Here is a 26290-nt window from a genome sequence, read left to right as displayed (position 1 = left end):
CCAACAATGAGAGTTAACGCGTTTGCGGAGATAGAAATGGACAAGGTAATAAAATTTAATGTATCGGGGATGACATGCGCCTCGTGTGTTGGCCGAGTTGAGAAAGCCTTAGAGAAAGTATCTGGCGTTGTCAGCGCCAGTGTTAACTTAGCACTAGAAGCTGTTTCGGTAGAGGGGAGTGCAGAAGTGTCGGCGCTGGTGAATGCGGTAAAAGATGCTGGGTACAAGGTCAATACCAGTGAAATGCAGTATCAAGTAAAAGGAATGACTTGCGCGTCTTGTGTGAGTAGAGTTGAAAAAGCAGCGCAAGCATTGCCACAAGTCATCAAAGCAGAGGTTAATTTAGCGACCGAAAAGCTAACCTTAACTTTAGTGGCAGAATTACCGTTTGCTGAAATCGAAGCCAAGCTCAATGACGCCGGTTACACTGTGGTACAGCCAGAAGCAAACTTGGATGAGTCAAACGAACAAGTTGCAGCAACTCCTTTTTATCGCGCTGATTGGTTTCCCGCTGTGGCGTCACTGACGCTTACTCTACCTATGGTGTTACCTATGTTTGCCATGCTGTTTAACCAAAATTGGATGCTACCAGCGTGGATGCAATGGGCGCTGGCAACGCCTGTTCAGTTTTATTTTGGTGCGCGCTTTTATCGTGCCGGATGGGGAGCAATAAAAGCGGGGACGGGGAACATGGATTTGCTGGTGGCTATTGGCACCAGTGCAGCGTATGGTTTGTCACTTTATTTGTGGTGGACATTTAGCGGTGAGCATGGCGCTCCGCATTTATACTTCGAAAGCAGCAGTGCCGTGTTGAGTTTGGTGCTGTTAGGTAAGTATCTTGAACACCGAGCCAAGCGACGTACAACCAGTGCCCTTAAAGCGCTTGAAAGCTTAAGGCCAACCTCTGCTATGGTCTGGCGTGACAACAGCTGGCAAGAAGTGCCAGCAACAGCAGTAAAAAGCGGCGAGCGGCTATTGATCAAACCAGGTGAACGCATACCCGTTGACGGTGTAGTGGTTGAAGGTCACTCACAAGTAGACGAAGCGCTGATCAGCGGTGAAAGTGTGCCTGTCTATAAAGCACAAAAAGATAAAGTCACTGGCGGCTCGGTGAATCTTGATGGTGTGCTTGAAGTGGATGCTACTAGTGTAGGGGCGGAGTCGACACTAGCAAAAATTATTCGTTTAGTAGAGCAGGCACAAGGCGCGAAAGCACCAGTGCAAGCGTTGGTGGATAAAGTGAGTGCGATATTTGTACCTGCGGTATTGGTGATTGCACTCATTACTTTTTTTGCGTGGGGGCTCAGTACTGGAGATTGGCCAACCGGCATTCTTAATGCGGTGGCTGTCCTAGTAATTGCTTGTCCGTGTGCACTTGGGTTAGCAACGCCTGCCGCGATTATGGCAGGCACAGGCACCGCTGCACGCTATGGGATCTTAGTAAAAGATGCGGGCGCTCTGGAGCAAGCAACTACTATCGACATGGTAATTTTTGATAAAACCGGAACGCTTACGGTGGGTAAACCAGAGCTTAGTAATATGCACACCTTTACGTATCATCAAAATGATGTGTTACAGCTAGCCGCATCACTGCAACAGTACAGCGAACATCCGCTTGCCAAGGCCGTGGTCAATAAAGCACAAGAAAAGCAATTGTCGTTTCTCCCAGTAAGCGACTTTAAAGTGGTGGCAGGACGAGGCGTTAAAGCACGATACCAAGACAAAACAGTCTATTTAGGGAGCGGCTTTTGGATGCAGGAGTTAGGCTTAACTTTGCCTAAGCTACCAGAAGAAATACCCGGTGCTTCTTTATCTTGGTTGGTAAGCCAAAATAGTGAACACAACAGCGAGTTTTTAGCGCTATTTTACTTTACTGACGAGCTTAAACCTCATGCCTTTACAGCAGTTAAACAGCTTAAGCTGCAAGGGATAAAAGTGGCAATGTTGACCGGTGACAGCCAAAGTAGTGCACAGTATAACGCTAAGAGATTAGAGCTTGACGACTATCAGGCACAAGTACTGCCAGAACACAAAGCTGAGTACATCGCTAAGGCTCAGCAGCAAGGTTACTGTGTGGCGATGGTAGGCGACGGGATCAATGACGCGCCAGCGCTTGCACAGGCCGATCTTGGTATCGCAATGGCGACAGGTACGGAAGTAGCAGTAAGCGCGTCGGCAATGACGTTGATGCGCGGAGAGCCAAGCTTAGTGGCATCGGCTTTAGCGATGGCAAAATTAACGTATCGCAAAATTAAGCAAAATCTTTTTTGGGCATTTATCTTTAATGTTATTGGCATTCCATTAGCTGCATTAGGCTATCTCAATCCGATTTTTGCTGGGGCAGCAATGGCAGCTAGTAGTTTATTAGTTATCAGCAATGCGTTGTTACTACAACGTTGGCAACCAAAGGAGTAAACGTCATGGAAAAACTGATCACAATCGGTGAAGCCGCGCAACGTACCGGACTCTCTGCAAAGATGATCCGCCATTATGAAGCAAGCGGGTTACTAAAGTGTAGTAAAAGAAGTGAAGCAGGCTATCGGCTTTACGACTCGCAACAATTACAATTGCTGGGTGTAATCAAGCAAGCACGAAAACTCGGGTTTCCTATTGCGCAGATCCAATCTTTACTTGATTTATTACAAAACCCAGACCGTACCAGTCGTGAGGTTAAATCAATTGCACAGCACCATTTGAATGAGATTGAGCATAAAATCAATGAACTACAACAGATGCGTGAAACTCTAAAGCAGCTTTCTGATAACTGTAGCGGTGACGAAAATGCAAATTGCCCAATTTTAGAAGGGCTTTGCCAAAATAGCCTAAAGTAACTGAAGGTTAAACGTAAAAAGCCAGCCTCTATATTGACAGAAAGCTGGCTTTTTTATTGGTCCTAGGCTTCAAGTAATACCTGTGACTCAGAAAGAGCGAGTAGTGCACTTTGTAATCTCGGCAGTGCGGCTTCAATTTCACTCGGCGAAATAGTACAAACTGCAGCGCGATACCACAGCTGTGACTCTTGAGAGCGACAGCCAAAACTTGCAAAGGGCACCAGTGCTAATCCTGCACTATCAATTAAATAACGGCTAACTTGATCCGCGTTTTCTAGTATTTTCCCGTCTGGCGTTTTTCTATTAATTGCATCGATTTTCAATGTCATATAAATCCCCGCGTCTGGCATAAATGAATCGATTGCCATACCAGCGCCTTTCATATTTTGAACACCCTGATGCAGTACTGCCATCGAAGCCAAGATCTTCTTTTTAAAGTCGGTTAAATAGTTTTGTAGATAGGTTTCATTTTGAAATAACACCGCTGTGGCAAGTTGCTCTGCTGTTGGGGCCATTGCACCTATATGTTCTTGGATCACCTGCATTTTCGCTATCACCTCTGGCGGTCCGCTCGCCCATCCAACTCGAATGCCTGTAGCGGCAAAGGCCTTAGTGCCAGCATCAACCACGATAAGGTAAGGTTTGATATCTGAGCAAAGTGATGCCGGATGATAATGCTCAATGTCTTGCATTGTCAGCATCCAGTATACTTGGTCGAAGAGCATGTACAGTGGCTGTCCACCTATTTTTGAGCGACGTTTGTTCTCAGCAACTACCATGTCACAGATCTCTATAAGCTGATGCTTTGCAAACATCGAACCATTTGGGTTTTGGGGAGAGCACAATGTGATCAGCCGAGCATCAGTGATATGTGGTTCTATTTGTTGTGCTGTTGGTAGAAATTGGTTCACTTCCGAGGTTTCAATGGGCACATGCTTACCTCCACACATGGTGGTGTAAAACATATTATTCCATGAGGGAACAGGGTAAATCACCGAGTCTGTAGGGCTCACTGTCGCAAGCATTGCTGAATATAACAAAGGTCGTGCACCGCCAGAGATCAATAACTCAGTGTCTGGGTTGTAGCTAACGTTAAAGCGCTTTTTGGTTTGCTTTGCTACTTCATCACGCAACGAAAGTACTCCCTCTAACGGAGGGTAGTCGTTGTGCCTGTCCTCATAAGCTTGTTGAATTTGTGCAGTGAGATAATCCGGCATTGGGAATTGTTGAGTGTCAAAATCCCCAATGATCAAATCACAAATTTCTTTTCCTTTTACAAGTTGTTCTTGAACGTAAAATTCAAGGTGAATGATATCTGAGTAATCAAGCGTGGTCGCAAGCGTTGATAAATTCTTCATTGTTATAATTTTCTCCTTAAGTATTTACTTTGGAATAATTTAGTTTTATTTAAGCGAGTAAAGTCAGTGCTGCGACTTCTCTAACCTTGTTTAGTGCGAAGTCAATTTCGGCTTCTGTGGTGTGTCTGCCTAAGCTAAATCGTATTGTTGCCTGTGCGAGATCATCCGACAAGCCTAGGGCTGTTAAGACGTGGCTTGGTGATAGGTTACTTGAAGAGCAAGCTGAGCCAGTACTCACCGAAATGCTTTTCTTTAATAAGCTCAGCATTTTTTTACCGTCGGTATTTTGAAAAGAGACGTTACACACATGAGGAAGCCTTTCTTCGCTCATGCCGTTGACTTGCACTTGTTGCAGCTCCAGTAAACCATCTTCTAACTTGTCTCTAAGCTGCTCTATTTTTTCAATGGCACCATTACTCAGTTCTCGTTGTGCCAGTTCTACAGCCTTGGCAAAACCAACAATACCCGGCACATTTAGTGTGCCACCACGTAGCCCTTGCTCGCTACCACCACCAGTGATCTGCGGTCTAATATCAACGACTCTATTACCCTGCTGATGCCTTAAATACAGGCCGCCAACCCCTTTGGGGCCATAAATTTTGTGTGCCGAACAGGTCAAAATATCAATTGGGCAAGTAGTTAGGTTGATATCAACTTTGCCAAGAGCTTGTGTGGCGTCAGACATAAATAGAATGTTATGTTGCTTGGCAATAAAGGCGATGTCGTCAATGGGGTTTATGGTGCCAATTTCGTTATTGGCGTACATGACTGTGATTAAAATCGTGTCAGGAGTGATTGCAGCTTTCATTGCTTCGATATCAAAACTGCCATCCGGTAATGGCTCAAGATAGGAAACCTTAGCACCTTCATGCTCGAGATCTCTGAGCGTTGCTAGCGTTGCGGGGTGCTCAATCGACGAAGTAATAATATGCCTGCCTTTGTGGTTGCGAGCACGAAACACGCCGCGGATCCCTAAATTGTTGCTTTCAGTCGCACCAGAGGTAAAAATGAAGTTTTCAGGCTGTGCGCCAAGGGCATCTGCTATTCTTTCGCGTGCTTGCTCCACCGCTTTGTGAGCGTTCCATCCATGCAAGCCATACATGCTCGCAGCGTTACCAAAGTCATTACAAAAGTAAGGTAACATAGCTTGTAACACCGCTTTGTCACACGGTGTTGTAGCGTTGTGATCCAAATAAATAGGAAAGCGTAGCGACGCTTCTGTGGCAGACTTACTCTCTAGAGCTGTAATTAGTGACATAAAAAATCTCCGTATAAAATTCAGGGGCAACAGTCAAATTGAAGCGAATAGATGCGAGCGTTACGCTTCGCAAGTTTCGGTCAGGGTACTGGTTTGGGTGTTAATGGAATAATCTTCCATATCAAAGTCAGACAGGAAGATATTGGAGATCTTAACGATATTGTCGCCAAGGTTGTCGTCTTGTAAAAATAGCCCTAGCGCCACCTCAGTACCGTTGACAACCTTGTGATAGTCGTCCATTTCAGAGAAGTCCATGATGTGGAATACCCCGGCCTGAGGATTCATTTTCAGTGCTTTTTGGAACGTGTCTTTGTAATGCTGTGCCATGATAAGCGGGCATTTTGCTGTCCATACATCCTTGTCTTTTGATTCGGCTAAAACAATGCTGACGCCCTTACTGTTTTCGAATAGAATTTTAGTTATGCCGTTGCTCGTTTCGAGTGACAATTGCGGAAAACTTGCTAAATCTTGCGAAATGATTTTACGTAAAGATTGGATCCCACGGTTTTTACAGTTACGCTCACCTTGAAGTACCAAGCGGTCACGCTTTACAATGCTGTATTCACCTAACACAGCTTCTAATTCGTCTGGTAATGGCGCAAGCCCTTGGCTGTCGGTTGCTACGGCTGGGGATACAGATATATCACAGGATTCACTACCACACTGCAAACCTAAGTCGTCAATTAACACTCCAAGTACCACTTTGAGCTTTTTCTTATGAGCTAAAATCGCATTGTTTGCGATATTTAATACCTTCACCATTGAATCAATCGAAAATTCAGTGGCGGAATAACGCGGATCAAAATGCCCACCTTCTAGATAAAAGGCGGAAACGGTCGGATAGTGTTCGGTGACATCCTCGTGGATCATCTCTAAGAGTTTTTGCTCTACTTTTCCAACTTTTTTTTCTTTTAATTTCATTTTCTTAGCCTCTATTTTTTTGTTTAGTTGAAGTATTTAATCCCTTTGAACGACGGCCTCATCTATCGAGTTAACACCAAAAAAAAGATATGAAACAAAGTCCATTTCCGTACTGCACCAGCAAAAAGGTGTTAATGGAGGTGATGTCTTGTTTAAAGGGTGGTTAAAATGGTTAAGTAACTGTAAAGATTGCCACGGTGGTAAGGTCAATGTTTGTTTGTATAAAAATTGAGTTTTTTGGAAGTTTTTTTATGAAGCTTCTATTTTCATTGTTCTGCTAGTTACACTGCTCAGTAGCAGAGATTTTGGCATCTTAAGGGAGCTGAGGCGTTTGTGTGGTTCACCTCTTGTAATAGAGGCAATAATTTGCCCTTTTATAGTGAACTCAGCCTTGCAGCTTGAGGCAATAAAGGCGAGCTGATATGCCATTGCTATATTTCAATGGATTGTCTTACTCTATATCGCTTAACAAAGCTTGGCTTGTTTTTTGCTGGATGTGCAGGAGGCTACTAGCAACCCAATAACACGAACATGAAAGCAAGGAGTGGAGTAATGTATATCAATTCGAGGGATAGCGTTAATACGAGCGTGTATATCCCAAAAGAGCAGACCGAACAAACACATCTACAAAGCCAAGATACTGCTAAAGATCTTGTGGGAAAAACCAATCTTATGTATTTGCTTGATGAGAGCAAAATCACTCGAGTATCAAATGAACAAATGACCCAGTTAAGCCAAGTACTTGAATTAAGTGAAGTCTCGTCAGAGGCTGCCCGACAGCAATACTTACGCCATGGGCAAGAGCGGGAAGCGTTGTTTGGTATTGTGATAGACGGCAAACTCATGGCCTATCAAAATGACAAAGGACACATTACTGCTAGAGGCGGAGTTGAATCACTGCTCATGCAAGCGAATGGCGATATCAATCAGCTGAAAGCGTTAGTCCAGCAGCAATACCCAAGTTTGGGTAAGGTTGAGGTATATGGTGACAATAATCGTCCAACCAATGCTGAGATTTTTGAGCGTTTTAATGGTCGCCCCTTCAAAAGTTTTGTCAACGATGAAATGAAGGCACGTCAGCAAGCCAGTTATCAAGAACAGCTAGCACGAGATGAATTTTTACGTAGTAAATTAATGTTTGAACAAGCACCTCAAGTTACAGTATTTAAGGTGCAAGGCGAGGTTATTGGAAGTATGGACGACAATGGTTTTGCGGATATTGGCAGCAAGCTACTTCAACTTGCAAAACAAAAAGGCATAGATAAAGAAGCGCTAAAACCGTTTTACACACTCGACCCTGGGCGTACTCCAGAGCAGTTTTCAGATTTACTTACACAAACATTTGGAGACGATGTTGAAGTTGAACAGTTTACCGCGTCAAACGCACCAACTCGAAACCAGATAAGGCAGTTGAGCAATTAAGCCAAAGAAGAGTACAAAATAGGGTAAAGCTCTGCAGCCTTAGGTTCGTCGAAAACCACAACGGCTCGGCGGGTAAACCGCCTCCTACCAGCATGATGAGACTACGGGGTAGGAGCTGTTTTACACAGCGATCTTTTGTTTTGCGATAGATGTGTAAGAGATAATTTTATCAACAAGCACTGTGCGAAAACCACAACGGCTCGGCGGATAAACCGCCTCCTACCAGCCAGTTTTTACAGCGGAGTAGGAGCTGTTTTATACAGCGATCTGTTGTTTTGATGCTGAATGTGCGAGAGATGGTTTTATTAACAAGTACTGTTCGTAAATCGAAACTGCTTGGCGGGTAAACCGCCTCCTACCAGCATGATGAGACTACGGGGTAGGAGCTGTTTTATACAGCGATCTGTTGTTTTGATATTGGATGTGTGAGAAATGGTTTTATCAACAAGTACTGCTTGAAAACCACAACAGCTCGGCGGGTAAACCGCCTCCTACCAGCCAGTTTTTACAGCGGAGTAGGAGCTGTTTTATACAGCGATCTGTTGTTTTGATGCTGAATGTGCGAGAGATGGTTTTATTAACAAGCACAGTTCGAAAACCACAACGGCTCGGCGGATAAACCGCCTCCTACAAGCATGATGTGACTGCGGGGTAGGAGCTGTTTTACACAGCGAACTGTTGTTCTGATATTGGATGTGTGAGAAATGGTTTTATCAACAAGTACTGCTTGAAAACCACAACCGCTCGGCGGGTAAACTGCCTCCTACCAGCCAATTTTTACTACGGGGTAGGAGCTGTTTTATACAGCGATCTGTTGTTTTGATGCTGAATGTGTGAGAGATGATTCTATTGCTATTTTCCGCTTTAAGCACAATAAAAGAGTTCAACTTTTTATTGAACACAGTAACACGTCATTTTGAGTTTTCGTCCTAAATCCGTCATTGGCTTCCTTTAGTGAGTTAGCGCATTAGAAATGCTAACTTATTTTCCGAGCGTTTTAAGTTTTTACAGATTTGTGAGCGTACCTCTTGTGATTGATTTTGGCTTAATTTAAATGCCCCCTCCATCAGAACGATGTTAATCCTGAAAAAGTTGATCGCATTAAACATTGATTGACGTTGCTTTGCTGGCACATTATTGAGTTGCCAATCACTGTGTGAGAATTGTTCAAAATGATGAAGCTGCGCTTGCATTGACTGGTACTTTTCTTCATCGTCACTAATGAGCACAAGCTCCCCCATCACAATCACGTTGGCGTATAGCCAAGTGGGAAGTTTAATATCTGGGACCACGGCAGGAGAGAGGTAATGGTCATCACAATGAAAGGTGGCTTGAATGGGTCCTCGAGTCTGAAAAATGGGGTTATCTTTGGTTGCGTGTCCCAATAGATGAGTTTGATCTTCGCTGATTGTAAGAGGTAAAAAAGCTGTTTGAATTTTTTGTGCCTGTATAATGTTAAGCGTCGCGAGTGGGTTGTTTTTAATAACTGAGCACAACAGCTGTGGGTTATCTTCTCGATAATATTGTCTAGGGTAACTCATAGTTTTTTCTCCAACTTCGCTTTCACTTCTGGCCACATTTCGTCGGTGATAGCGAATCGTGCGGTATTACGATAACTTCCGTCAGGCAGGCGTCTATCCTTTAACGACAAGCCTTCAAAATGGGCACCGAGTCTTGTAATGGCATTGCGAGATTTACTATTACATTCATGTGTTTGAAATTGCACACGCACCAGTCCAATCGCCTCAAAGGCATATTTGAGCAAAAGGTATTTGGCGTGGGTATTAACATGCGTGCGTTGAAAGTCAGTGCCAATAAAAGTATGGCCAATCTCGGCACTTAAGTTGAGTTTATCAAGTCTAAACAAGCGGCTATTACCAGCCAGTTTACCCGAGTCTTTATCAATGATCGCAACAACAAGTTGCTCGCCTTCATCAAACTGTGCAGAGCCGTAAAACCATTGCTCTATGGTTTTTTGATCACGACAGTAATTGTTAAATACCCATTTCCAGATCTCAGTTTGTTTACCCTGAGCCAATAACTCAGGCAAATGCGCGGCTTCAAGCGGAGTAAGCTTAACGCGATTGGATTCTAAGGTTTGTTTTGAAAGCATCAGTATTTCATTCGTTCTGTGTTTTAATGCTTGCATATTGCGCTGATTTTGGTTGATATAAAACAACCAGATTTAATAATTTAATTAGACCAGTTTTGATTTCCATTAGCCCAAAAACACAGTCTCAACATGCTAAACATAAACGCTTAGCAGATATTTTACGCAGTGCCATTGCCGAGGGTAAATTAACACCCGGCGATAAACTCCCCTCCGCGCGAAAGTTGGCTGAGTTACATGATATGAACCGACATACTGTGATGAATGCTCTACAAAACTTGGTAGCTGAAGGCTGGCTGGTGGTTAAGGAGCGTAGCGGCTATCGTGTCAATACTGAACTGCCCATTTTAAGTAGCCAACAGGTAACCACAAAGGTCGCCTCTACACCACAGGTGATAGCACCATTTGCTAAAGCACTGACCCCAGTAACCAGCACTAAAAGTACGGCCTACCGTTATAGTTTTGCTGGTGGCTTACCAGATCTTCATGCTTTTCCTTACAATGAATTTAAACGGTTTTTGCAAAAGGCATGCAGCAAAAGCAATATCAGTCACTTTCACTATTCTGACATTGCAGGGTGCCAGTTGCTGAAATCCCAAGTTCAGGCGTATTTGCGTCGAGCAAGGGGGCTGGTATGTGACGACTTACTGATTTGTAATGGTTCCCAAGAAGCGCTTTCATTGATTGCAAATGCGTTTATCAATCCAGGAGACGGCGTTGCCATTGAAATGCTTGGTTACCCACCTGCGCGGCACGCTTTTACTAATGCGGGCGCCGAAATATTTGCATTAGCACAAGATGCAGAAGGCATTAAAGTAGAGGCACTGGCGCGTTGCCTAGAACAAAATAAGGTTAAGCTGCTGTACTTAACACCACTGCATCAATACCCCACGACAGTGACTTTATCTGTACCTAGGCGCATGGCGATTTACCAGCTGTGCCAGCAGTATGGTGTGTTTATTATTGAAGACGATTACGATCATGAGTTTCATTATCTCTGTCCACCGTTGCAGCCCATGGCTGCAAGCGATCCAAGTGGTATTGTGATTTATGTTTCTACTTTTTCAAAAATCATGTTTGCCGGAGCTCGTGTGGGGTATTTGAGCGCACGGGCGGATGTGCTCGCACAATTGGTGGCACGAAAGCAGCTGCTTAATCACAAAAATGACGCCGTTACTCAATTAGCCGTAGCCTACTGGATGGAAGAAGGTGGGTTTGAGCGTCATTTACGTCGTATGACCAAAGCTTACCAAGGGCGCCACCATGAAATGGCACTACACTTAAACAAACTGAAAACCAAGTTAGATATTGACTTTGAAGTGCCACAAGGCGGCATGGCGTATTGGGTAAATAGTAAACGCGACGTCTCGAGATTATCTGAAAAAGCACGTGAAAAAGGGATTTACGTACAATGTGAGCCGGAGTTTTCCCTCGATAAAGCTAGCAGTTTAAGCCATATTCGCTTAGGCTTTGCGGCGCAAGAAGTAGAGCAACAGCAAGCTGGGCTAAGTGAACTATTTGCGTTAGTTGCAGAGCTGGAGAAAAATCATGAATAAGCAACAAGCACTGGCCGAATTTGTTACATTCGGCCCATACAAAGCGCAGGCTTTAAACATACTATTGAGCGATAACAGCGCAGTGTCGCTTGCTATCAGCAAGGCGATGTTAAGTGTGGTATTGGCAAAATACCTCAGTGGTGAAATCGACGAAGATGACCTCGAAAATTGGGCTGGATTTGTTGAACTGCGTGACGAGGTTGATTGCACCATGGTAGAAGATTACCTCTACGCGTTGAATAATCCAGAGCTTATGGGTGGAATTACCCTAGACTCCATCGGTAATATGTTGAAACTCATTAAAAGTTAAACGGAAAAGGAAATACCATGAGATTTATAGTGGTCGCATTGCTTCTTATAATCAGTCAAACCGCTTTGGCGGGCGGAGATGTGTGTGAAAACCCTATCTCAACAATAGACATCAATGAGTGTGCAATGAGTGAACTTAAGGCGAGAACTGCAACACTTGAACATTACTACGAAAAAAGTCTTGAGCATAATGCTTTTGATGATCAACTAGTAGAAGCGATCAAAGCCTCGCAATCTGCTTGGCAAAGCTATCTCGATGCACACTGTGGCGCTGTGTATACCCAATGGCGAGAAGGCACTATTCGTGGGGTGATGGCAATCGAATGTCGCAAGGAGCTAGTCAAAATCAGAACTCATACCCTGTGGGCAAACTTTTTAACTTATATGGATAGCACTCCACCAGTATTACCAGAACCAGAGTAAACCTGTGGTTCTGGTAATAATTTTGCATTTTCCCCTTGAAGATATTACTCCAGCAAAGGTTGTGTGCCTAACGTAACCTTCGCTGGTGTTTTATCTCTCAATAACATCACGCCTAATACGATAAACCATAGGATTTGCCCTAACCCGAAGATGGCAGTGGTCACGTCAAAAAATGGATTTGTTGAAAGAGAAGACAGACCAGAAAACAAGGTAAGGATCCCAGCAATACTGACCAACAACCCCCAATAATGTAATAGTGAACTAAAAACGTTATGTTTAATACCTACATAGCTAACCGCTAGTACCCATACTGCACCTACCAATTCAATCCCACCGCCAAGGGCATCTACCACGATCGAGATGGTGCGATTAACCGTTAGTGCAAGGGCCGGATCTGTTTCATGAAACTCTGCGATCACTGCAATGCTGGTTAAAAAAATCATGGTACTTGCAAGCACAATTGCGGCCCAGATATAGCCTACTACGCTAGCAAATTTCATTATTTCAGGTGAGACTTTACTCAAGCGCTGATGCATGGCTTGTACCAACACGATAAGCGTGAAACTGAAAATAATCCCAATGACAATATAGCCAAGGAAAAAGGTGTCGCGATTTTGGATGAAAAAATCTAGATAAAGCTCGGGTGTGTTTTGCCCACTAGAATCCAATACCCCAAAAAATAATACAAAGCCAAACAAATAAGTCGCTGCTTCTGTGAGTGCTGCAACTCCTCCCCATTTCTGTAATGACATGGCTACTCCAAAAAATTTGATTATTATTGTTGTGCTCAGTTTAGCAACATACTGAGCATCTGCGCCAAAAATAGGGAGAGCTTATTTGTAACAATAGTTTATCGGGGGAGGTGTGTTAGGAATGAGAAGAGCACCATCAGGTGCTCAGGAAGCTGCTTTAAAGATGAATAATGCTATCTGCATTACCGTCCGGATCGTTCGAGGCTTTGCCATCTGTACCTGGGTTACCATTTCGCATCATAATCACGGCACAGGCTGCTGGTGAAGCCATTGAGGTGCCCGACATCGTTGTTGTTCCGCCGCCATGTTTAAGCGATAAAATGCCAACCCCCGGTGCTGCATAATCTACAGGTGGATTGCCGTAGTTTGAGAAGCTAGCAAATCGGTCACTTGAGTCGGTCGCTGAAATCGTGAATACACGGTTATGTGAGGCACTTGCCGGAGACACATTTGCCGCGTGCTGGCTTTCGTTACCAGCCGCGACCACGAAGAAAGCACCAGACTGTTGCGCTGCGCTTTCAACGGCATCATTTAGCTCTTGGTTGAAGCCGCCACCCAAACTCATATTTGCGCAGTCGCCAGGGCTTGCATTGACCGCAACATGATCAACCCCAGCTAAAACACCCGACCAGCTTCCAGAGCCGCGAGCGTCCAACACTTTTACTGGCACTACCGTTGTACCTGCAGCAACACCTACTACATCGATATCATTATCGAGTGCGCCAATCGTACCTGCTACGTGTGTACCGTGACCATTGCTATCGTCCATACCTGCATTTCTGCCGCTAGAAAATGCCGAAAAACCACGGCTTTCGTCAACGTTTAAGTCTTGGTGATCTAAATCGATACCTGTATCGATAACCCAAGCAGTATAACCATTGCCATTCACAGGACCACCAACACGCGTTACGCTCCAAGGTGTTGTTTGTGGGTTGCTACCACCGCCTGGCTTTCCTTTGGTTTTTGCTGGACTTGCATACACTTTGCCATCAGGAGTAAAGCGCATTATGTCGTTATTCCCAGCAAACACGGATTTTGCTTTATCGCAGCTCATATTCACAGCCATACCTTTAATGGTGTTTTTATAAACATGCTTTGCGTGTGCGTTCGCTTTTGCAGCCATGCCACGAGCCTTGCCTTCAACATCGAACTTTGACACATCATCTTTAAAGCGCACGATACAGGTATTTGCAATTTCAGCATCAACTGCTGCGCCTTGATACGTTGCATCTTGTGCAAAAACGCTAGTAGTTCCAAATGCAGACATAATGGACAAAGTAAGTAGTGTTCTTTTCATCTTATTGTTCCTATTTATAATTGTTTTAAAATTAACCTTTGAAATAGGTTGTTAACAAAGTTAGCTCTATATTAATAATTGTCAAAGGTGAAATGAAAAAAACATCTACTTTTTCTTATTTAGGTGCATAAACAAGAAGGTTTTTGATTTTAATTTGCCAAATTAAGTTGGCTTTGTTGATTGGGTTGGAGTTGTTATCTTGTTCAGTGACAAGCTAGAGGGCATTAATTATTCGAAGAGCAGGTCAAAATAGGCGATACTTACTCGTCGAATTGATCAGACGAGTTGTCAGTTTGGTATTATGATGTAATCAGGGGCGGTAAACAGCATAGCTAAGTGTCGCTATGCTGTTGAAATCAGGTTTTGCAAGTTATGCAGATGTTCTGCGTCTAACAAAAGCCACTAGTGTGCTTAGCATTGCTAGTAAAAAGCTGAATGCACCACCGGAACTACCTTTATCTGCTTTCTCGGCAGTTGTTGGAGTTGAGCTCGCTTTATACTGTGCTTTGATGACTAACTCACTGGTCACTTTGTCAAAGGCTAAATCCCATCCAGTAAATAGGTAGCCATTTCGTTTCGGCTCTTCAGGCGGTGTTGCCGCTTGCCCATGAGACACTTCAGCTGTTTTGAGTACCGTACCATTCCAATCTACGAACTTGACTTGATACTGAGTAATCTCAAATTGTGCAGTAATGATAAGGTCTTGATCCACATTGCTAAAGTCTGCACTCCAGCCTGAGAATGTATAACCTTCTCGAGGCGGAACTTGAGGAGCCGTTGCGGAAGTACTTTCTTCAATGGTTTGAGTAGAAAGCACGTTGCCATCCCAATTTTTAAACACGACATTAAACAGTTTCGGTTCATAGCTTGTTATCTGAAACGCAGTTTTGTTGTCTGTGTAGTCTAATTCAGGGAATTCTGATGAGAAGCGGATGGTTGGTGTAAATTCGCCTACTTCGCTGGGCGTTACATTAAACGAGACTTGAACCGATTTAATGTCAGAACCATTGCTAAAACTACATACATGGCGGTTATTTAACGTTTCACAGCTAGTAGTATATTCGTTATCAATTGATTGGAGCTTAAGCTTTAATGCGGCTTCAGAATCTAGGTAAAGATGAAAACGACTAGGTAAACTCGGTAGCGTGTTTTCAGTTATTTCTAACGTAACAGGGATGCTAGACCCCATTTTTACCTGTTTGGCTCCCGTTATATCTCTAACAGAAATTTTATTGATCTGCTCTTCATCAACAAAGATATAAGGCGTAGCGCCTAGCGTTGTTAACTCTCGCGCTTTAGCACCTTGGCTATATATCCCCGCAGAGTCTATTTGAATACTCGCGTCTAATTGCCAAACACCTTGACCTTGTTGCAAGTCATCGGTGCTGAAACTCAAATCTGCAGTACCAACAAACTCATGTTGACCATTGCCTGGTTGCCATTGCTCTATGGTGAAAAGCTTATCTTTCGCGTCAGAACCTTCCGGTGCCCTGAGAGCATAATAACCTTTTATCATCCCCGATGGATCCGATGCTGTGACTGTTAACGTTACCTTTTGCTCACCACTTGCAGATCTCAGTTGATTAGATGAAAAAGCGATATGGTCGATTCTCGGTGGTACCATATCCAGTTCCGTTTCATTTTTTACAGTGATGACAGAAGGTAAGCCTAGTGTGTTAAAGTGTCCTTGGTTGTAAACTCCCATATTTCCGTTGCTGTCAGTGAGCATTGCTGAGGCCACAAACCACTCACCAGGTAGGTCTTTATCAGTAAAGGTGAAAGAGTAATTCGAACGATAAACTCCTTCGACATCTGTTTCTTGCCAATCAGATGACTCAGCCTGTTTTATAGCAAGTGATTTATACTGACTAGGTGGTGAGACCCTAATTACTCCTTTAGACATAGTTGATTGGTCGTAAGCTTCTACGGTTACGTTAACCGTCTTATCGCCTGTATTTACATCAACCTCAGTGTCTGAAATCGTAATAGATTTGATCTCAGGGTTAACTCCTTCAGAGACCTTATCATTTGAGACGACGATGTATGGATTAAAGCCAGCAGCTTCAATTTCGCTTTCGCGAAGCCAAAAACGAACCGCGTTGTTTACGTCAACTAAGTGTCCTAGGGTTAAAAACCACTTGCCACTGATGTCGGCATCGGTGAACGTAAAACGGGTCTTGCTTTCATAAACATCCGGTTCCTCGGTTTGTTGCCAATTACCAGCGACCGCAGATTTATTGCCACCCCAACTGAAGCCCGTTGGTGGTGATAAATAAACGCGTGCGGATTTTACACCGCTGGCATCGTAAAATCTCAAGGTAATATCAACAGTTTTATCACCATCGTTGACGTTCACTGAGTTTGAAGTGAAGTCAATCGACCTGAGCTCTGGTGGATTGCGCTCAGCATCATTTGTAGTTTGCTGCTCTTGTGTGCAGTGGGTGTTGATGACATCCAGCATAGATTCGGCAGGTAAGAGCCTATCACTTACGCCACTGGCAGCATTGGCTATTAGTAATTCAATTTTTGTATTGCAATCTATTTGTGGGTTGGTGATGGTATCTAAATTTAGTGGTTGGCTAGCTTGCGCACTGACCGCAGTTAGCCCTGAGAGTAGAGTTGTTATCGTAGTTTTTGAAAAGTGATTAAAACTCATTATTAGTCCTTTAGAGTCACGTCATATCGCGTAATTTAACGTATTACTCGCCCTGTACAAGGTGGTACTGGAAACTGAGTAAACACCCTAAACTACCATGCAGCACTCAATTTATAGAAGATTTTTGGACTAAAAATGTGAACAATTGTGAAGAGAAGGCGTCATTACTCCGTTAAATTCAGTTGTATTTTTAGGTGCTTGATAAACAGTTGAGTTTTGTAGGGGGTGTAATTTGCTTTAGGGTAATACGCCCATAATTGCTTTGTTTCTGATTTTACCTCAGGCAATACTGGAACGAGTAAACCTTGGTCTAGCTCCCTTTGAACATAACTTGGAGAAATAAATACCAGCCCTAAGCCCTGTACCGCAGCTGTGAGCATAGCGTTTAGCTGATCCGAGACAAAGTTGTAGTTATCAAATTGAAAGACATCTCCGCTTTCTAAAATAATCCCCCCAAGTTTATGGTAGTAACTGCTCAGCAACATCTTATGTTGGCGGAGATCGTCCAGTGATTCTATCGGTTTGTGTTGCTTGAGATAGTGAGGGGCGCCAAAAATCTGCATTTGATAGTCAATAAGGCGGCTGCCTTTATGAGAAGACGAGTCGAAGGCTTCGTAGTAGCGTGTGATCACTAAGTCATGGTTAAGATCGGGGTGTGCGCCGGGGGCGATGACATTCAGGTGAATTTTTAGCTTTGGATACCTTGATAAAAACGACTCGATATTTGGCATTAGAATAGTACTACCCACCGCCAAAGTGGATGCTATCTTTAGGCTTCCGCTGAGTTCTTGGTTAAGTTCTTGGCCGTGGTCCAGCAAGCTATCGAACTGTGCTAACCACGCCGCTGCTTTAGGCAAAAACTGCTGCCCTGCTTCAGTTAAGTTTATTTGTCGTGTAGTTCGAATAAACAGGCTTAACCCAAGCTGCTGCTCTAGCCAGTCAATACGCTTGCTTATTGCTGATGCTGAAATGCCTTCTTCTTCAGCGGCTTTAGTGAAGCTGCCGAATTCAACCACGCGGTGAAAGCTTCTCACACCCGTTAACCAATCCATTTATTGTTTCCTGATAGGAATAAGTGTTTTTTATATTACCTTGTTTTTTAGACATTAAAAGCCCGATAACATGGTGCTTCATTGAGTGAAGGGGTGGTGACGTGTTTCAAGTAGTGTTTTTAGCTGTTTTGCTGATGTCTTGTTCTCAAATTGCGAGCCAAATTTATATTCCTGTTTTACCTGATATCACTGAGTCTTTGCAGCTTACGCCTAGCCAAGGTCAAGCGGCAGTAATTAGCTATTTTACTACGTTAGGCGCCGTACAACTGTTGGTTGGGCCGCTTCGAGATAAGTTTGGCGACAGGCCACTGTTTTTTGGTGGACTGGCTATTTTGCTTTTAGGGACGGTTTTTTGCTCCATAGCTTCAAGCGCTGAGGTGTTTTTTATTGGCCGAGTGTTACAAGGTGTTGGCGCAGCCTCGCCAGTGCTGATTGGCAGAACAATACTCGCAGCAAGGTTATCTGGCAGTGAACTCAAAAGCGCGATGGCGACGTTGGCAATGTCGGTGAGTATTACTGCTATTTGTAGCCCTTTTTTAGCTGGGGTGTTATCTGGCTGGGTAGGGTGGCAGGGGATGTCATGGTTTGCGTTCTCTTATTATATTTTGATTTTGTTTTTATGGCCATAAAACCATGCAACAGAGCAGTAAAGTCACCATGTCGATAAGGCCAAAAGCACTCTTTAACGAGTATCAAAGCCTATTGCTAAACCGCTCATTTATCTCCCTTGCATCGCTCAAATGGTTACCGACCTTTTTGTATCTCACTATTCAATTGTATCTACCATTTTTACTGGCCAGAGAGTTTGGCTTTGAAGCTAAAGCAATAGGTCAGGCGATGATGATCCCTATGTTTGGGCTACTCATCGGATCTGGGTTGACTAAGGTGCTTCAGCGCAAGCGTTCTTACTTAGACATTGTTATTTGGACTTGGCCCGCGTTGGTTGTCAGTGTGTTATTGCTGCTTTTTGCAAGTGGTAGTGCAATCGCTGTATTGCTTGCTTATGCTGCCATCATGTTTGTATTTGGGGCGTATTTTCCAAGTTATATGCATCTCATTGGGGTTTTACATCCAGAAAAAGCAGGAACAGCGAATGCGCTGGTTGGTGCGGTTGAGCTATTATTTTTTTCTTGTGTGGCATGGCTAGTCAACAGATGGTTGTTAAGTGGCGTAGAGTCTCTTGCGGCGTTAGTTTTTGGTTGTGCGTTGTTACTGTTTATCACTTGGCGACATCTACGCACTGTCTTTATGCCGGTTTGTAAGGAGCAATAGAAATGCAAGCTTTGGCTACTGGGCGTTTTTGGGGGAGTGGGTTCACCATGTATTTAGGGAGCAATACAAATGCAGTTTGAAACCGAACGTTTGTTCATGAGGCGGATGACAATGGATGATCTTGATGCAGTTTACAGCCATCGGAAAAATCCAAAGACGTCAAAATATATTGGTGCGCCTGCCACGATCGAGTCGGCAAAAGAGCGGCTAGTTCAAGCATGCCAGCCTTGGAAGGGAGAGCAAAATGAGCGCTTGATCTTGGCTATAGTGAACAAGCAAAAAGGACAACTAATTGGCGAGCTAGTTTTTAAATATGTTGACGAAGAGAAAAGGGTTGGTGAAATTGGGTTTCGATTAGCAGAGGATGAAATTGGTTGCGGCTACGGCTATGAGGCTGCTGCGGCACTGATAAAAGAAGCTTTTCAACAGTGCTCTGTCGATACCATTCAGGCAATGTGCGCAGTTGGCAATCTGCAATCGCAGCGGTTGATGCTGAAGCTAGGTATGGAGCGTAAGCGCTGCCTAAGCGCGTTTTTGGATATCGCTGGTGAAAAACACGATACCTATATTTATCAATTAAATAGAAATTAACTTGCTGATAAATTCGTAAAGATTGACTTGCTATTGGTAACTGAATACATTGAACCGTTCTAAAAAGTGCAGGGGCTGGCCTTACAAACCGAGCTCAATAACCTGAGGTAGTTAAAATGGAGTTTACACTATTAGCACATCACAAAGCACTCATCCCAACTATTGCCAAGTGGTACTTTGATGAGTGGGGTAGTATTGTTGCAGCAGCTTGTGAAGAAAGCTTTGAGCAAAAACTGCAGGATTATCTTAACGAGTCAGCCATTCCTTGTGTGATCGTTGCGCTTGATGGCGATACAGTAGCCGGAGCTGTGCAACTTAAATTTCATGAAATGAGTATCTACACAGATAAAGCGCACTGGATTGGTGGCGTTTATGTGGACAAGCCCTATCGTGGGAATAAACTCGCGTCACGCTTAGTCAAAGAAGCAGAGCGATTAGCCTCAACATTTGGTGTTACTACGTTATATTTACAAACAGAGCACCCTGAAGGCGGCTTATATCGAAAACTAGGCTGGCAGCCGCTCGAAAAAGTGACATATCGTAATGTAAATGTGGTGGTGATGAGTAAAGTATTAGTCTAGTTGAATTCGGGTGTTTACTTGAGGGGAGAAGGTTCATATGTGTTAGGCATATTTTAACCGTGATGGCGACGAATATGTTTAATTAAACCTGTTTCATCAAATTCTAATGAGACGATATTAGTTTTATTGTACTCAATAGTTTTGTCTAGATGCGCCGGTTTAACTTTGCCCGTTTCAGTCATTTTTATAAAAACAACATTAGCCCCTACCATAATTTCGTCTATCTCAATATTGCTTTTTATAACTTCATCTTTTAGTTTACTAACCATATCTGAACGGAGTTTCGATTTATCAGTATACGTAAACTTGAATTTAACATGTTCATCTATGAAATTATCAGATAATAACGATAGATAATGATCTATTTCTTTAGTGGTTGTATTTGGTTGTTGGCGATAATTTTTGGCCAATACAAATGCCTTTGCTTTCTCGATTAACTGATCTGCCGTGAACTTGTCATTTGCAGAACTTGAAAAAGATAAAATAAGGGACATGAATACTAAAGTTAATTTTTTCACTGAACTCTCCTTGTTTGCCTAACGCAAGCCTACTATTTTGCGTCCTTTGGTTTAGGCACTTATTATATTTTATTTCACCCAAAGTACAAGAACATAAAGAGCAAATACCAGCACTAAAGAATACAAGGGTACTTTTTGCTTAATGTAAGTCCGCGCATCTCCGGGAGGTGTTAGCATTGTTAAAAGCTTGGATGTTTTGGATATTTTTATATTACTCAAGTTTCCATGGGATGAAATAAAGCGATACTTTTGATTTAAAAACTTACCTCCGTAATGCTTCATGTCACTTTCTAGTTCTGCTCTCTCTTGCAAGATATCCTCGCTTTTATTACGAACAAGCCTAGTAACATGAAGTATAATCTTTTCATTTTCCACTTCCCTCATATTACATTCAGAGGGGTTATTTCTCTCATGTATGTATCTAAAACCACCTCTTGCGGACCTATTAGATTGAAATAAAAAGGAAAAAGTAACAGTGACATACTTTTCCTTGAAATTCTTCAATTAAATCTACCCCTTAAGTCTGTGGTGAAATATAACGCCTTAATAAACAGCGGGAAATAGCAGGCTAAACTAAGCGCAAGCCTGCTGTTTTGCGTCCACTGTTTAATTAACTTTTTAATTTTCATTATACCAACTTTCCCAAACTTTAGGAGCGGGGTATATCAATTTATATGCCTGAATATCGTCTTTACTTGCGTACTTTAAGTAAACACCAAAATAATCGGTTAGATACTCTTCACCTGTTCCCATTCGCCAAAATATATTGTTAGGTTCATATTCAGGAAATTTTTCCCAAGGAGGTAAAGAAGGAGTCGCTTTGAGTTCATTTTCAAACCTTTGCTGAAGCATGGCTTCCCAATCTTCAGCCGAAACTCCTTCAGGTGGTCCTATTTTATTTGAAGCCATATTTGTCCCTGCAATACATAAACAAACTTAAAAATATAAAACGAATTATCATAAGAAAATTAACATTTTAGTATTTATGCGACACGCAGTTTGTGTTGCATAATCGCTTGTTAGGCTGAGTCGCTACCTGCTCGGTGTGACAGACTTAGTGTTGTTTATGCTATGGCTTACTTTAGAAAAAATAGGCTTTTTGAAGGCTCTCACTTTCCTAGCTAGTGTTATGTAAGCTTTCACTGCATCGCTCAGCGCTTGTTATGTATTCATTACACCTAAATTTGCCTTAATAAGCAATTATATTTTTTTACGTATACAGAGGTCGCTATCTCGCGCAGTTAAGCAGGTTAACAAATTGATTTTAAACAGCTATCGAGCTGCTAACTCGTACACATAGCTTTGGTCATCATCCGCTATACGCTCAAAGCAGGAATGAGTTGGTTGAATGAGCACTTTGTAAAATGAAGCTAGCATAGCCATCTAATGGCGACCATCTCTTGAACGCTCATAACAGTCGGTCAGGTGAAGCTAGGACCTATCCATCTATGCTTTAGGGGCAACGAGGTATGAGCTATCAAACATCACGCTTGTTGCTCATGAGAAAAAATATCCAAAAGCTTGAACGAAAAGGCAATACGCTCCTGTGAAAGTTGCATATCAAAGGAGCGCGAGGAATCTTGTTATTGGCTTATGTTAGCCGTGGTTGCTGGTAACTTACTCGAAATCAGTCCTGCCAAGGTAATAAAAACAAATGAGATCGCTAAGCAAGCCGCCAAACCGTAGAGCTGGAAAATCCAACCTGACAGAACGGTGCCTATTAAACGTCCCATTGCATTCGCCATGTAGTAAAAGCCAACATCTAGGGAAACGCCGTCGGCATCTGCCATGCTAACAATCAAATAACTGTGCAATGAAGAGTTAATTGCGAACAGCACACCGAAGGTCATTAAACCAACAATGAGTAATGTTTTGACTTCCCAACTAAAAAATAGCGATAGGGCGATACCCAATGTAACCAAGGCCAGTAAGCTTGCCCACTTTACCGTTTCTACAGCAGGTGAAGCATGCTCTTTGAACTGCACAAGCTTGGGAGCCATAGATTGCACAATACCATAACCAATTACCCAAAGGGCCAAAAAGCCACCTACTGTCCAGTGATCCCATGCAAAGGCTTGAGATAAAAATACAGGCAGTGCAACAACAAACCAAACATCACGAGCACCAAACAAAAACAGTCGTGCAGCCGATAAAATGTTGATAGAACGACTCTTTGAAAAAATGTCGGTAAATTTAGGTTTGTGCTTGGCTTTACCTAAGTCATTTTTCAATGCATATAGGCTGTAGCACCACACAAGCGCTAACACACCTGACATCAGCAACATTGCACCTTTAAACGACAACCAAGTTAGCAGCAGGCCACCTAAGAAAAAACCAACTCCCTTCAGGGCATTTTTAGAACCTGTTAATACTGCAACCCATTTAAACAGTGTGCCTTCTTGCCCTGAGGCAACCAACATTTTAATCGAGCTTTTGGCGCTCATTTTGTTTAAGTCTTTGGCAATGCCTGAGAGCGCTTGCGCAATCATCACATACACGACGGTTAACCATTCAGCCGGAACGGCCAACATCAACAAAGCGATAATTTGAATCGCTAAGCCAATGTTCATGGTTTTATTTAACCCCAAGCGAGCACCTAAAAAGCCACCGACTAGGTTGGTGACAACGCCAAAGATTTCGTAAAACAAGAACAACATCGCGATGTTAAGCGGGCTATAGCCTAGGGCATGAAAATGAAGCACGACTAACATGCGTAGCGCGCCATCAGTTAATGTGAATGCCCAATAGTTGCCAGTTACAACGAGATACTGCTTAATATCGTCTGGTAATGATGCCAAGCGCTTCATAGTGTTACATTACCCTTGAATAGAGAGGCCAACTTTGCGAGCCAGTTCCGCAGTTCTGTTTGCATATCCCCACTCGTTGTCATACCAAATATACAGTTTTACTTGAGTACCGTTGACTACCATTGTTGATAGCGCATCGACAATGCTAGAGCGAGGGTCAGTTTTATAGTCGATTGACACAAGTGGCTTTTCTTCATAGCCAAGAATACCGTTTAATTCGCCTTCTGCGGCGGCCTTCATCCACTCGTTAATTTCAGCGCCAGTGGTTGGACGCTCAACTTCAAATACACAGTCAGTGATTGACGCATTCGCCAGAGGTACACGCACTGCGTGACCATTTAATTTGCCTTTTAATTCAGGGAAAATATGAGTAATCGCCGTTGCAGAGCCTGTGGTTGTAGGGATCAGACTCATGCCACATGCGCGTGCTCTACGTAAATCTTTATGCGGGGCATCTAGAATGGTTTGGGTATTAGTAATATCGTGAATCGTCGTCATTGAGCCATGTTTAATGCCAATGTTGTCCTGTAATACCTTTACCACTGGCGCAAGGCAGTTTGTAGTGCAAGAAGCCGCGGTAACGATGGCATGTTGCTTGGCATCGTAGAGGTGATCGTTTACTCCCATCACCACATTGAGTACGCCTTCTTCTTTTACAGGCGCGGTAACCACAACTTTTTTCACACCTTGGTCTAAATAAGCTTGTAATAGCGCCGTTTTTTTCATTTTTCCGGAGGCTTCAATGACCAAATCACAGTCAGACCAGTCAGTATCACTAATCGCTTTGTTTTGTGTTACACGAATGGCTTGCCCATCAATAATTACATTATTGTCATCATAAGATACCTCATGTGACCAGGTGCCATGCACAGAGTCGTACTTTAATAAGTGCGCTAACGTTTCTGCATCGCCAGCAGAGTCGTTAATTTGCACAAACTCTACTTCTTGCCAACCAAAAGCCGCTCTGAGTGTTAAGCGGCCCATGCGGCCAAAACCGTTAATACCAATTTTAATTGCCATTGTTAAGCTCCTACTTTTTGAAACTCATTGAAAAATGAAAGTTGTGCTGGGTGAGAGAATGCTTTTGGGCGAACTTTTTTTACCTGTTTAATGATCTCTGCCTTTTCGTACCCTAGCTCATACATAAGTATTCCAATAACTAAACCTGTGCGACCAGAACCGCCTTTGCAATGCACCGCAACCGTACCTTGATTGCGCAAAATAGATAGCATGCCATCAATATGCGACTTGTAAGCCGCGGCAAATACCTCATTAGGTGCATCGTCATCGGGAATAGGTAACTGAAACCACTGTACGCTATGGGTGTTACATACAATTGGAAGGTCGTCAGCGAGGTTGTTCTTTATTTCTGCGTCATACATTAAGGTGACGACGGCTTGTGCCCCCGCTGCTTTCAATTGCTGTATTGACGAGGTCAAATCAACGTCCCTTGTGCCGGGGCAGGGCGTAAAAATCAAGCTAGCTCCGTTATCAAGCGTCAATTTGTCATATGGATGAATGTGCATAAGCTACCTTCTAATTACTATTCATTGAACCAATGTGTTGTTCTATTCACTATCGCAACAAGAGACAACATGACGGGGACTTCGACAAGTACGCCCACTACAGTAGCTAATGCTGCACCAGAATGTAGGCCAAAAAGAGAAATGGCTACCGCTACTGCCAACTCAAAGAAGTTTGATGTTCCAATCAAGCAGGCGGGAGCTGCAATATTGTGCTTCAGCTTAATTTTTACCGCGATAAAATAGGTAATTATGAAGATGCCGTAGGTTTGCAGAATAAGCGGGATAGCAATTAGCAAGATATTGAGTGGCTGGTCTAAAATGGTGTTCGCCTGAAACCCGAATAAGAGTACTACTGTTGAGAGTAGCCCTATGATAGAAAAGGGCTTGAGCTTCTCCAGTAAGGCTGCGATAGCGGTTTCATCACGACCTGAGCTATTGAGGCTTTTTCTTGTTAGTACTCCTGCGATCAAAGGCAGCAATACATACAATAAAACGGAGATAAACAGAGTTCCCCAAGGCACATGAATATCAGTTACCCCAAGCAATAACCCTGCAATTGGGGCAAATGCAAAAATCATGATGATGTCGTTAACTGAAACTTGAACTAAGGTGTAATTTGCATCGCCTTTGGTTAACTGCGACCAGACAAACACCATGGCCGTACATGGCGCTACGCCGAGTAAAATCATGCCTGCAATGTATTCTTGAGCGGTTTCTGGTGACACAAAGTTGACGAACAATCCTTCAAAGAACAGCCATCCTAATGCCGCCATAGAAAAGGGTTTGATAAGCCAGTTAATCACTAGAGTTAATACAAGCCCCTGTGGGTTTTTGCCCACTTCTTTGATGGTTGAAAAGTCTACTTGTACCATCATGGGATATATCATCACCCAGATGAAAACCGCCACCACCACGTTAACATGAGCAACCTCAAGCGTAGCCACGGTTTCAAACAGAGGAGGGTAAACAACCCCAAGGATGACACCCACAGAAATAGATACTGCAATCCACAAAGATAAATAACGTTCAAAAATGCCCATTAACAGTCCC

The 26290-nt window shown here is 43.2% G+C and carries 26 protein-coding genes; 10 read left to right on the top strand and 16 right to left on the bottom strand.

The annotated features are described in order from the left end of the window. Window positions 1–36: 36 nt before the first annotated feature. Entirely contained in the window at window positions 37–2415 is a 2379-nt protein-coding gene (locus CEX98_RS03890; protein WP_099640839.1) for a heavy metal translocating P-type ATPase, read from the top strand. A 5-nt stretch (window positions 2416–2420) separates the two neighbouring features. Next, a complete protein-coding gene (cueR, locus tag CEX98_RS03885; RefSeq protein WP_099640810.1) occupies window positions 2421–2831 on the top strand; it encodes a Cu(I)-responsive transcriptional regulator in 411 nt (136 codons plus the stop codon). A 62-nt stretch (window positions 2832–2893) separates the two neighbouring features. On the opposite strand, the gene CEX98_RS03880 is transcribed toward cueR, so the two are convergent. Genes CEX98_RS03880 through CEX98_RS03870 form a run of 3 tightly spaced genes read right to left on the bottom strand, consistent with a single transcriptional unit; the run spans window position 2894 to window position 6368 of the window. Then, entirely contained in the window at window positions 2894–4189 is a 1296-nt protein-coding gene (locus tag CEX98_RS03880) for a pyridoxal phosphate-dependent aminotransferase (RefSeq protein ID WP_099640809.1), read from the bottom strand. A 49-nt stretch (window positions 4190–4238) separates the two neighbouring features. Further along, entirely contained in the window at window positions 4239–5447 is a 1209-nt protein-coding gene (locus CEX98_RS03875; RefSeq protein WP_099640808.1) for a cysteine desulfurase family protein, read from the bottom strand. A gap of 60 nt (window positions 5448–5507) precedes the next feature. Further along, window positions 5508–6368: a hypothetical protein gene (locus CEX98_RS03870; protein ID WP_099640807.1), complete on the bottom strand. Its 861-nt coding sequence runs from the start codon at window positions 6366–6368 to the stop codon at window positions 5508–5510. 552 nt (window positions 6369–6920) lie between these two features. Between CEX98_RS03870 and CEX98_RS03865 the strand changes: the two genes are divergently transcribed. Continuing rightward, window positions 6921–7790, top strand: coding sequence for a hypothetical protein (locus tag CEX98_RS03865; RefSeq protein WP_099640806.1), 870 nt, complete (start codon window positions 6921–6923; stop codon window positions 7788–7790). A gap of 959 nt (window positions 7791–8749) precedes the next feature. On the opposite strand, the gene CEX98_RS03860 is transcribed toward CEX98_RS03865, so the two are convergent. Together CEX98_RS03860 and CEX98_RS03855 are read right to left on the bottom strand one after the other, a co-directional pair. Next, window positions 8750–9331, bottom strand: a complete 582-nt coding sequence (locus CEX98_RS03860; RefSeq protein ID WP_099640805.1) for an FMN-binding negative transcriptional regulator — start codon at window positions 9329–9331, stop codon at window positions 8750–8752. Further along, window positions 9328–9903, bottom strand: coding sequence for a GNAT family N-acetyltransferase (locus CEX98_RS03855; RefSeq protein WP_099640838.1), 576 nt, complete (start codon window positions 9901–9903; stop codon window positions 9328–9330). Before CEX98_RS03855 ends, CEX98_RS03860 begins: the two co-directional genes overlap by 4 nt. A gap of 95 nt (window positions 9904–9998) precedes the next feature. Here CEX98_RS03855 and CEX98_RS03850 point away from each other — a divergent pair, with 95 nt between their 5' ends. From CEX98_RS03850 to CEX98_RS03840, 3 genes are read left to right on the top strand one after another with little or no spacing between them, the layout of a single operon-like run. Continuing rightward, window positions 9999–11456, top strand: a complete 1458-nt coding sequence (locus CEX98_RS03850; protein ID WP_099640804.1) for a PLP-dependent aminotransferase family protein — start codon at window positions 9999–10001, stop codon at window positions 11454–11456. Further along, on the top strand, window positions 11449–11766 hold the full coding sequence (locus tag CEX98_RS03845) for a hypothetical protein (RefSeq protein WP_099640803.1): 318 nt from the start codon (window positions 11449–11451) through the stop codon (window positions 11764–11766). The genes CEX98_RS03850 and CEX98_RS03845 overlap by 8 nt, the downstream gene beginning before the upstream one ends. A 17-nt stretch (window positions 11767–11783) precedes the next feature. Continuing rightward, window positions 11784–12188: a lysozyme inhibitor LprI family protein gene (locus tag CEX98_RS03840; protein WP_099640802.1), complete on the top strand. Its 405-nt coding sequence runs from the start codon at window positions 11784–11786 to the stop codon at window positions 12186–12188. Between the two features lie 44 nt (window positions 12189–12232). Here the strand turns inward: CEX98_RS03840 and CEX98_RS03835 are convergent, their stop codons facing one another. The 4 genes from CEX98_RS03835 to CEX98_RS03820 all read right to left on the bottom strand — a co-directional run bounded on the left by CEX98_RS03835 (window position 12233) and on the right by CEX98_RS03820 (window position 17945). Further along, window positions 12233–12940, bottom strand: a complete 708-nt coding sequence (locus CEX98_RS03835; protein WP_099640801.1) for a DUF4386 family protein — start codon at window positions 12938–12940, stop codon at window positions 12233–12235. Between the two features lie 157 nt (window positions 12941–13097). Continuing rightward, window positions 13098–14237: a S8 family serine peptidase gene (locus CEX98_RS03830; RefSeq protein WP_099640800.1), complete on the bottom strand. Its 1140-nt coding sequence runs from the start codon at window positions 14235–14237 to the stop codon at window positions 13098–13100. 370 nt (window positions 14238–14607) lie between these two features. Further along, window positions 14608–16893 carry an InlB B-repeat-containing protein gene (locus CEX98_RS03825; RefSeq protein WP_099640799.1) on the bottom strand — a complete coding sequence of 762 codons (2286 nt, stop codon included), beginning with the start codon at window positions 16891–16893 and terminating at the stop codon, window positions 14608–14610. Between the two features lie 164 nt (window positions 16894–17057). After that, window positions 17058–17945, bottom strand: a complete 888-nt coding sequence (locus CEX98_RS03820; protein WP_099640798.1) for a LysR family transcriptional regulator — start codon at window positions 17943–17945, stop codon at window positions 17058–17060. A 101-nt stretch (window positions 17946–18046) separates the two neighbouring features. Between CEX98_RS03820 and CEX98_RS23185 the strand changes: the two genes are divergently transcribed. The 4 genes from CEX98_RS23185 (at window position 18047) to CEX98_RS03805 (ending at window position 20389) form a co-directional block, all read left to right on the top strand. Beyond that, window positions 18047–18574, top strand: a complete 528-nt coding sequence (locus CEX98_RS23185; protein WP_242441612.1) for an MFS transporter — start codon at window positions 18047–18049, stop codon at window positions 18572–18574. A gap of 4 nt (window positions 18575–18578) precedes the next feature. Further along, window positions 18579–19217, top strand: a complete 639-nt coding sequence (locus CEX98_RS23180) for a hypothetical protein (protein WP_242441611.1) — start codon at window positions 18579–18581, stop codon at window positions 19215–19217. A 69-nt stretch (window positions 19218–19286) separates the two neighbouring features. Next, window positions 19287–19808, top strand: a complete 522-nt coding sequence (locus CEX98_RS03810; protein ID WP_099640797.1) for a GNAT family N-acetyltransferase — start codon at window positions 19287–19289, stop codon at window positions 19806–19808. Between the two features lie 116 nt (window positions 19809–19924). Next, window positions 19925–20389, top strand: a complete 465-nt coding sequence (locus tag CEX98_RS03805; protein WP_099640796.1) for a GNAT family N-acetyltransferase — start codon at window positions 19925–19927, stop codon at window positions 20387–20389. 53 nt (window positions 20390–20442) lie between these two features. Here CEX98_RS03805 and CEX98_RS03800 read toward each other — a convergent pair whose 3' ends face one another. The 7 genes from CEX98_RS03800 to arsB all read right to left on the bottom strand — a co-directional run bounded on the left by CEX98_RS03800 (window position 20443) and on the right by arsB (window position 26280). Next, complete coding sequence (locus CEX98_RS03800; protein WP_099640795.1) at window positions 20443–20907, bottom strand: hypothetical protein; 465 nt, start codon at window positions 20905–20907, stop codon at window positions 20443–20445. Between the two features lie 69 nt (window positions 20908–20976). Next, window positions 20977–21282, bottom strand: coding sequence for a hypothetical protein (locus tag CEX98_RS03795; protein WP_143484317.1), 306 nt, complete (start codon window positions 21280–21282; stop codon window positions 20977–20979). Between the two features lie 243 nt (window positions 21283–21525). Next, window positions 21526–21816: a hypothetical protein gene (locus CEX98_RS03790; RefSeq protein ID WP_099640793.1), complete on the bottom strand. Its 291-nt coding sequence runs from the start codon at window positions 21814–21816 to the stop codon at window positions 21526–21528. 674 nt (window positions 21817–22490) lie between these two features. Next, window positions 22491–23714 carry an organoarsenical effux MFS transporter ArsJ gene (gene arsJ / locus CEX98_RS03785; protein ID WP_099640792.1) on the bottom strand — a complete coding sequence of 408 codons (1224 nt, stop codon included), beginning with the start codon at window positions 23712–23714 and terminating at the stop codon, window positions 22491–22493. A 9-nt stretch (window positions 23715–23723) separates the two neighbouring features. Continuing rightward, window positions 23724–24734 (bottom strand): ArsJ-associated glyceraldehyde-3-phosphate dehydrogenase, encoded by a 1011-nt coding sequence (locus tag CEX98_RS03780; protein ID WP_099640791.1) that lies wholly within the window; start codon window positions 24732–24734, stop codon window positions 23724–23726. A 2-nt stretch (window positions 24735–24736) separates the two neighbouring features. Beyond that, window positions 24737–25240: a protein-tyrosine phosphatase family protein gene (locus CEX98_RS03775; protein WP_099640790.1), complete on the bottom strand. Its 504-nt coding sequence runs from the start codon at window positions 25238–25240 to the stop codon at window positions 24737–24739. 17 nt (window positions 25241–25257) lie between these two features. Further along, on the bottom strand, window positions 25258–26280 hold the full coding sequence (gene arsB / locus CEX98_RS03770) for an ACR3 family arsenite efflux transporter (RefSeq protein ID WP_099640789.1): 1023 nt from the start codon (window positions 26278–26280) through the stop codon (window positions 25258–25260). Between the last annotated feature and the right edge of the window lie 10 nt (window positions 26281–26290).

The sequence above is a fragment of the Pseudoalteromonas piscicida genome, assembly GCF_002744175.1.
GTDB classification, from domain to species: Bacteria; Pseudomonadota; Gammaproteobacteria; order Enterobacterales; family Alteromonadaceae; genus Pseudoalteromonas; species Pseudoalteromonas piscicida_B.
This window is presented reverse-complemented; position numbering and strand designations above follow the sequence as displayed.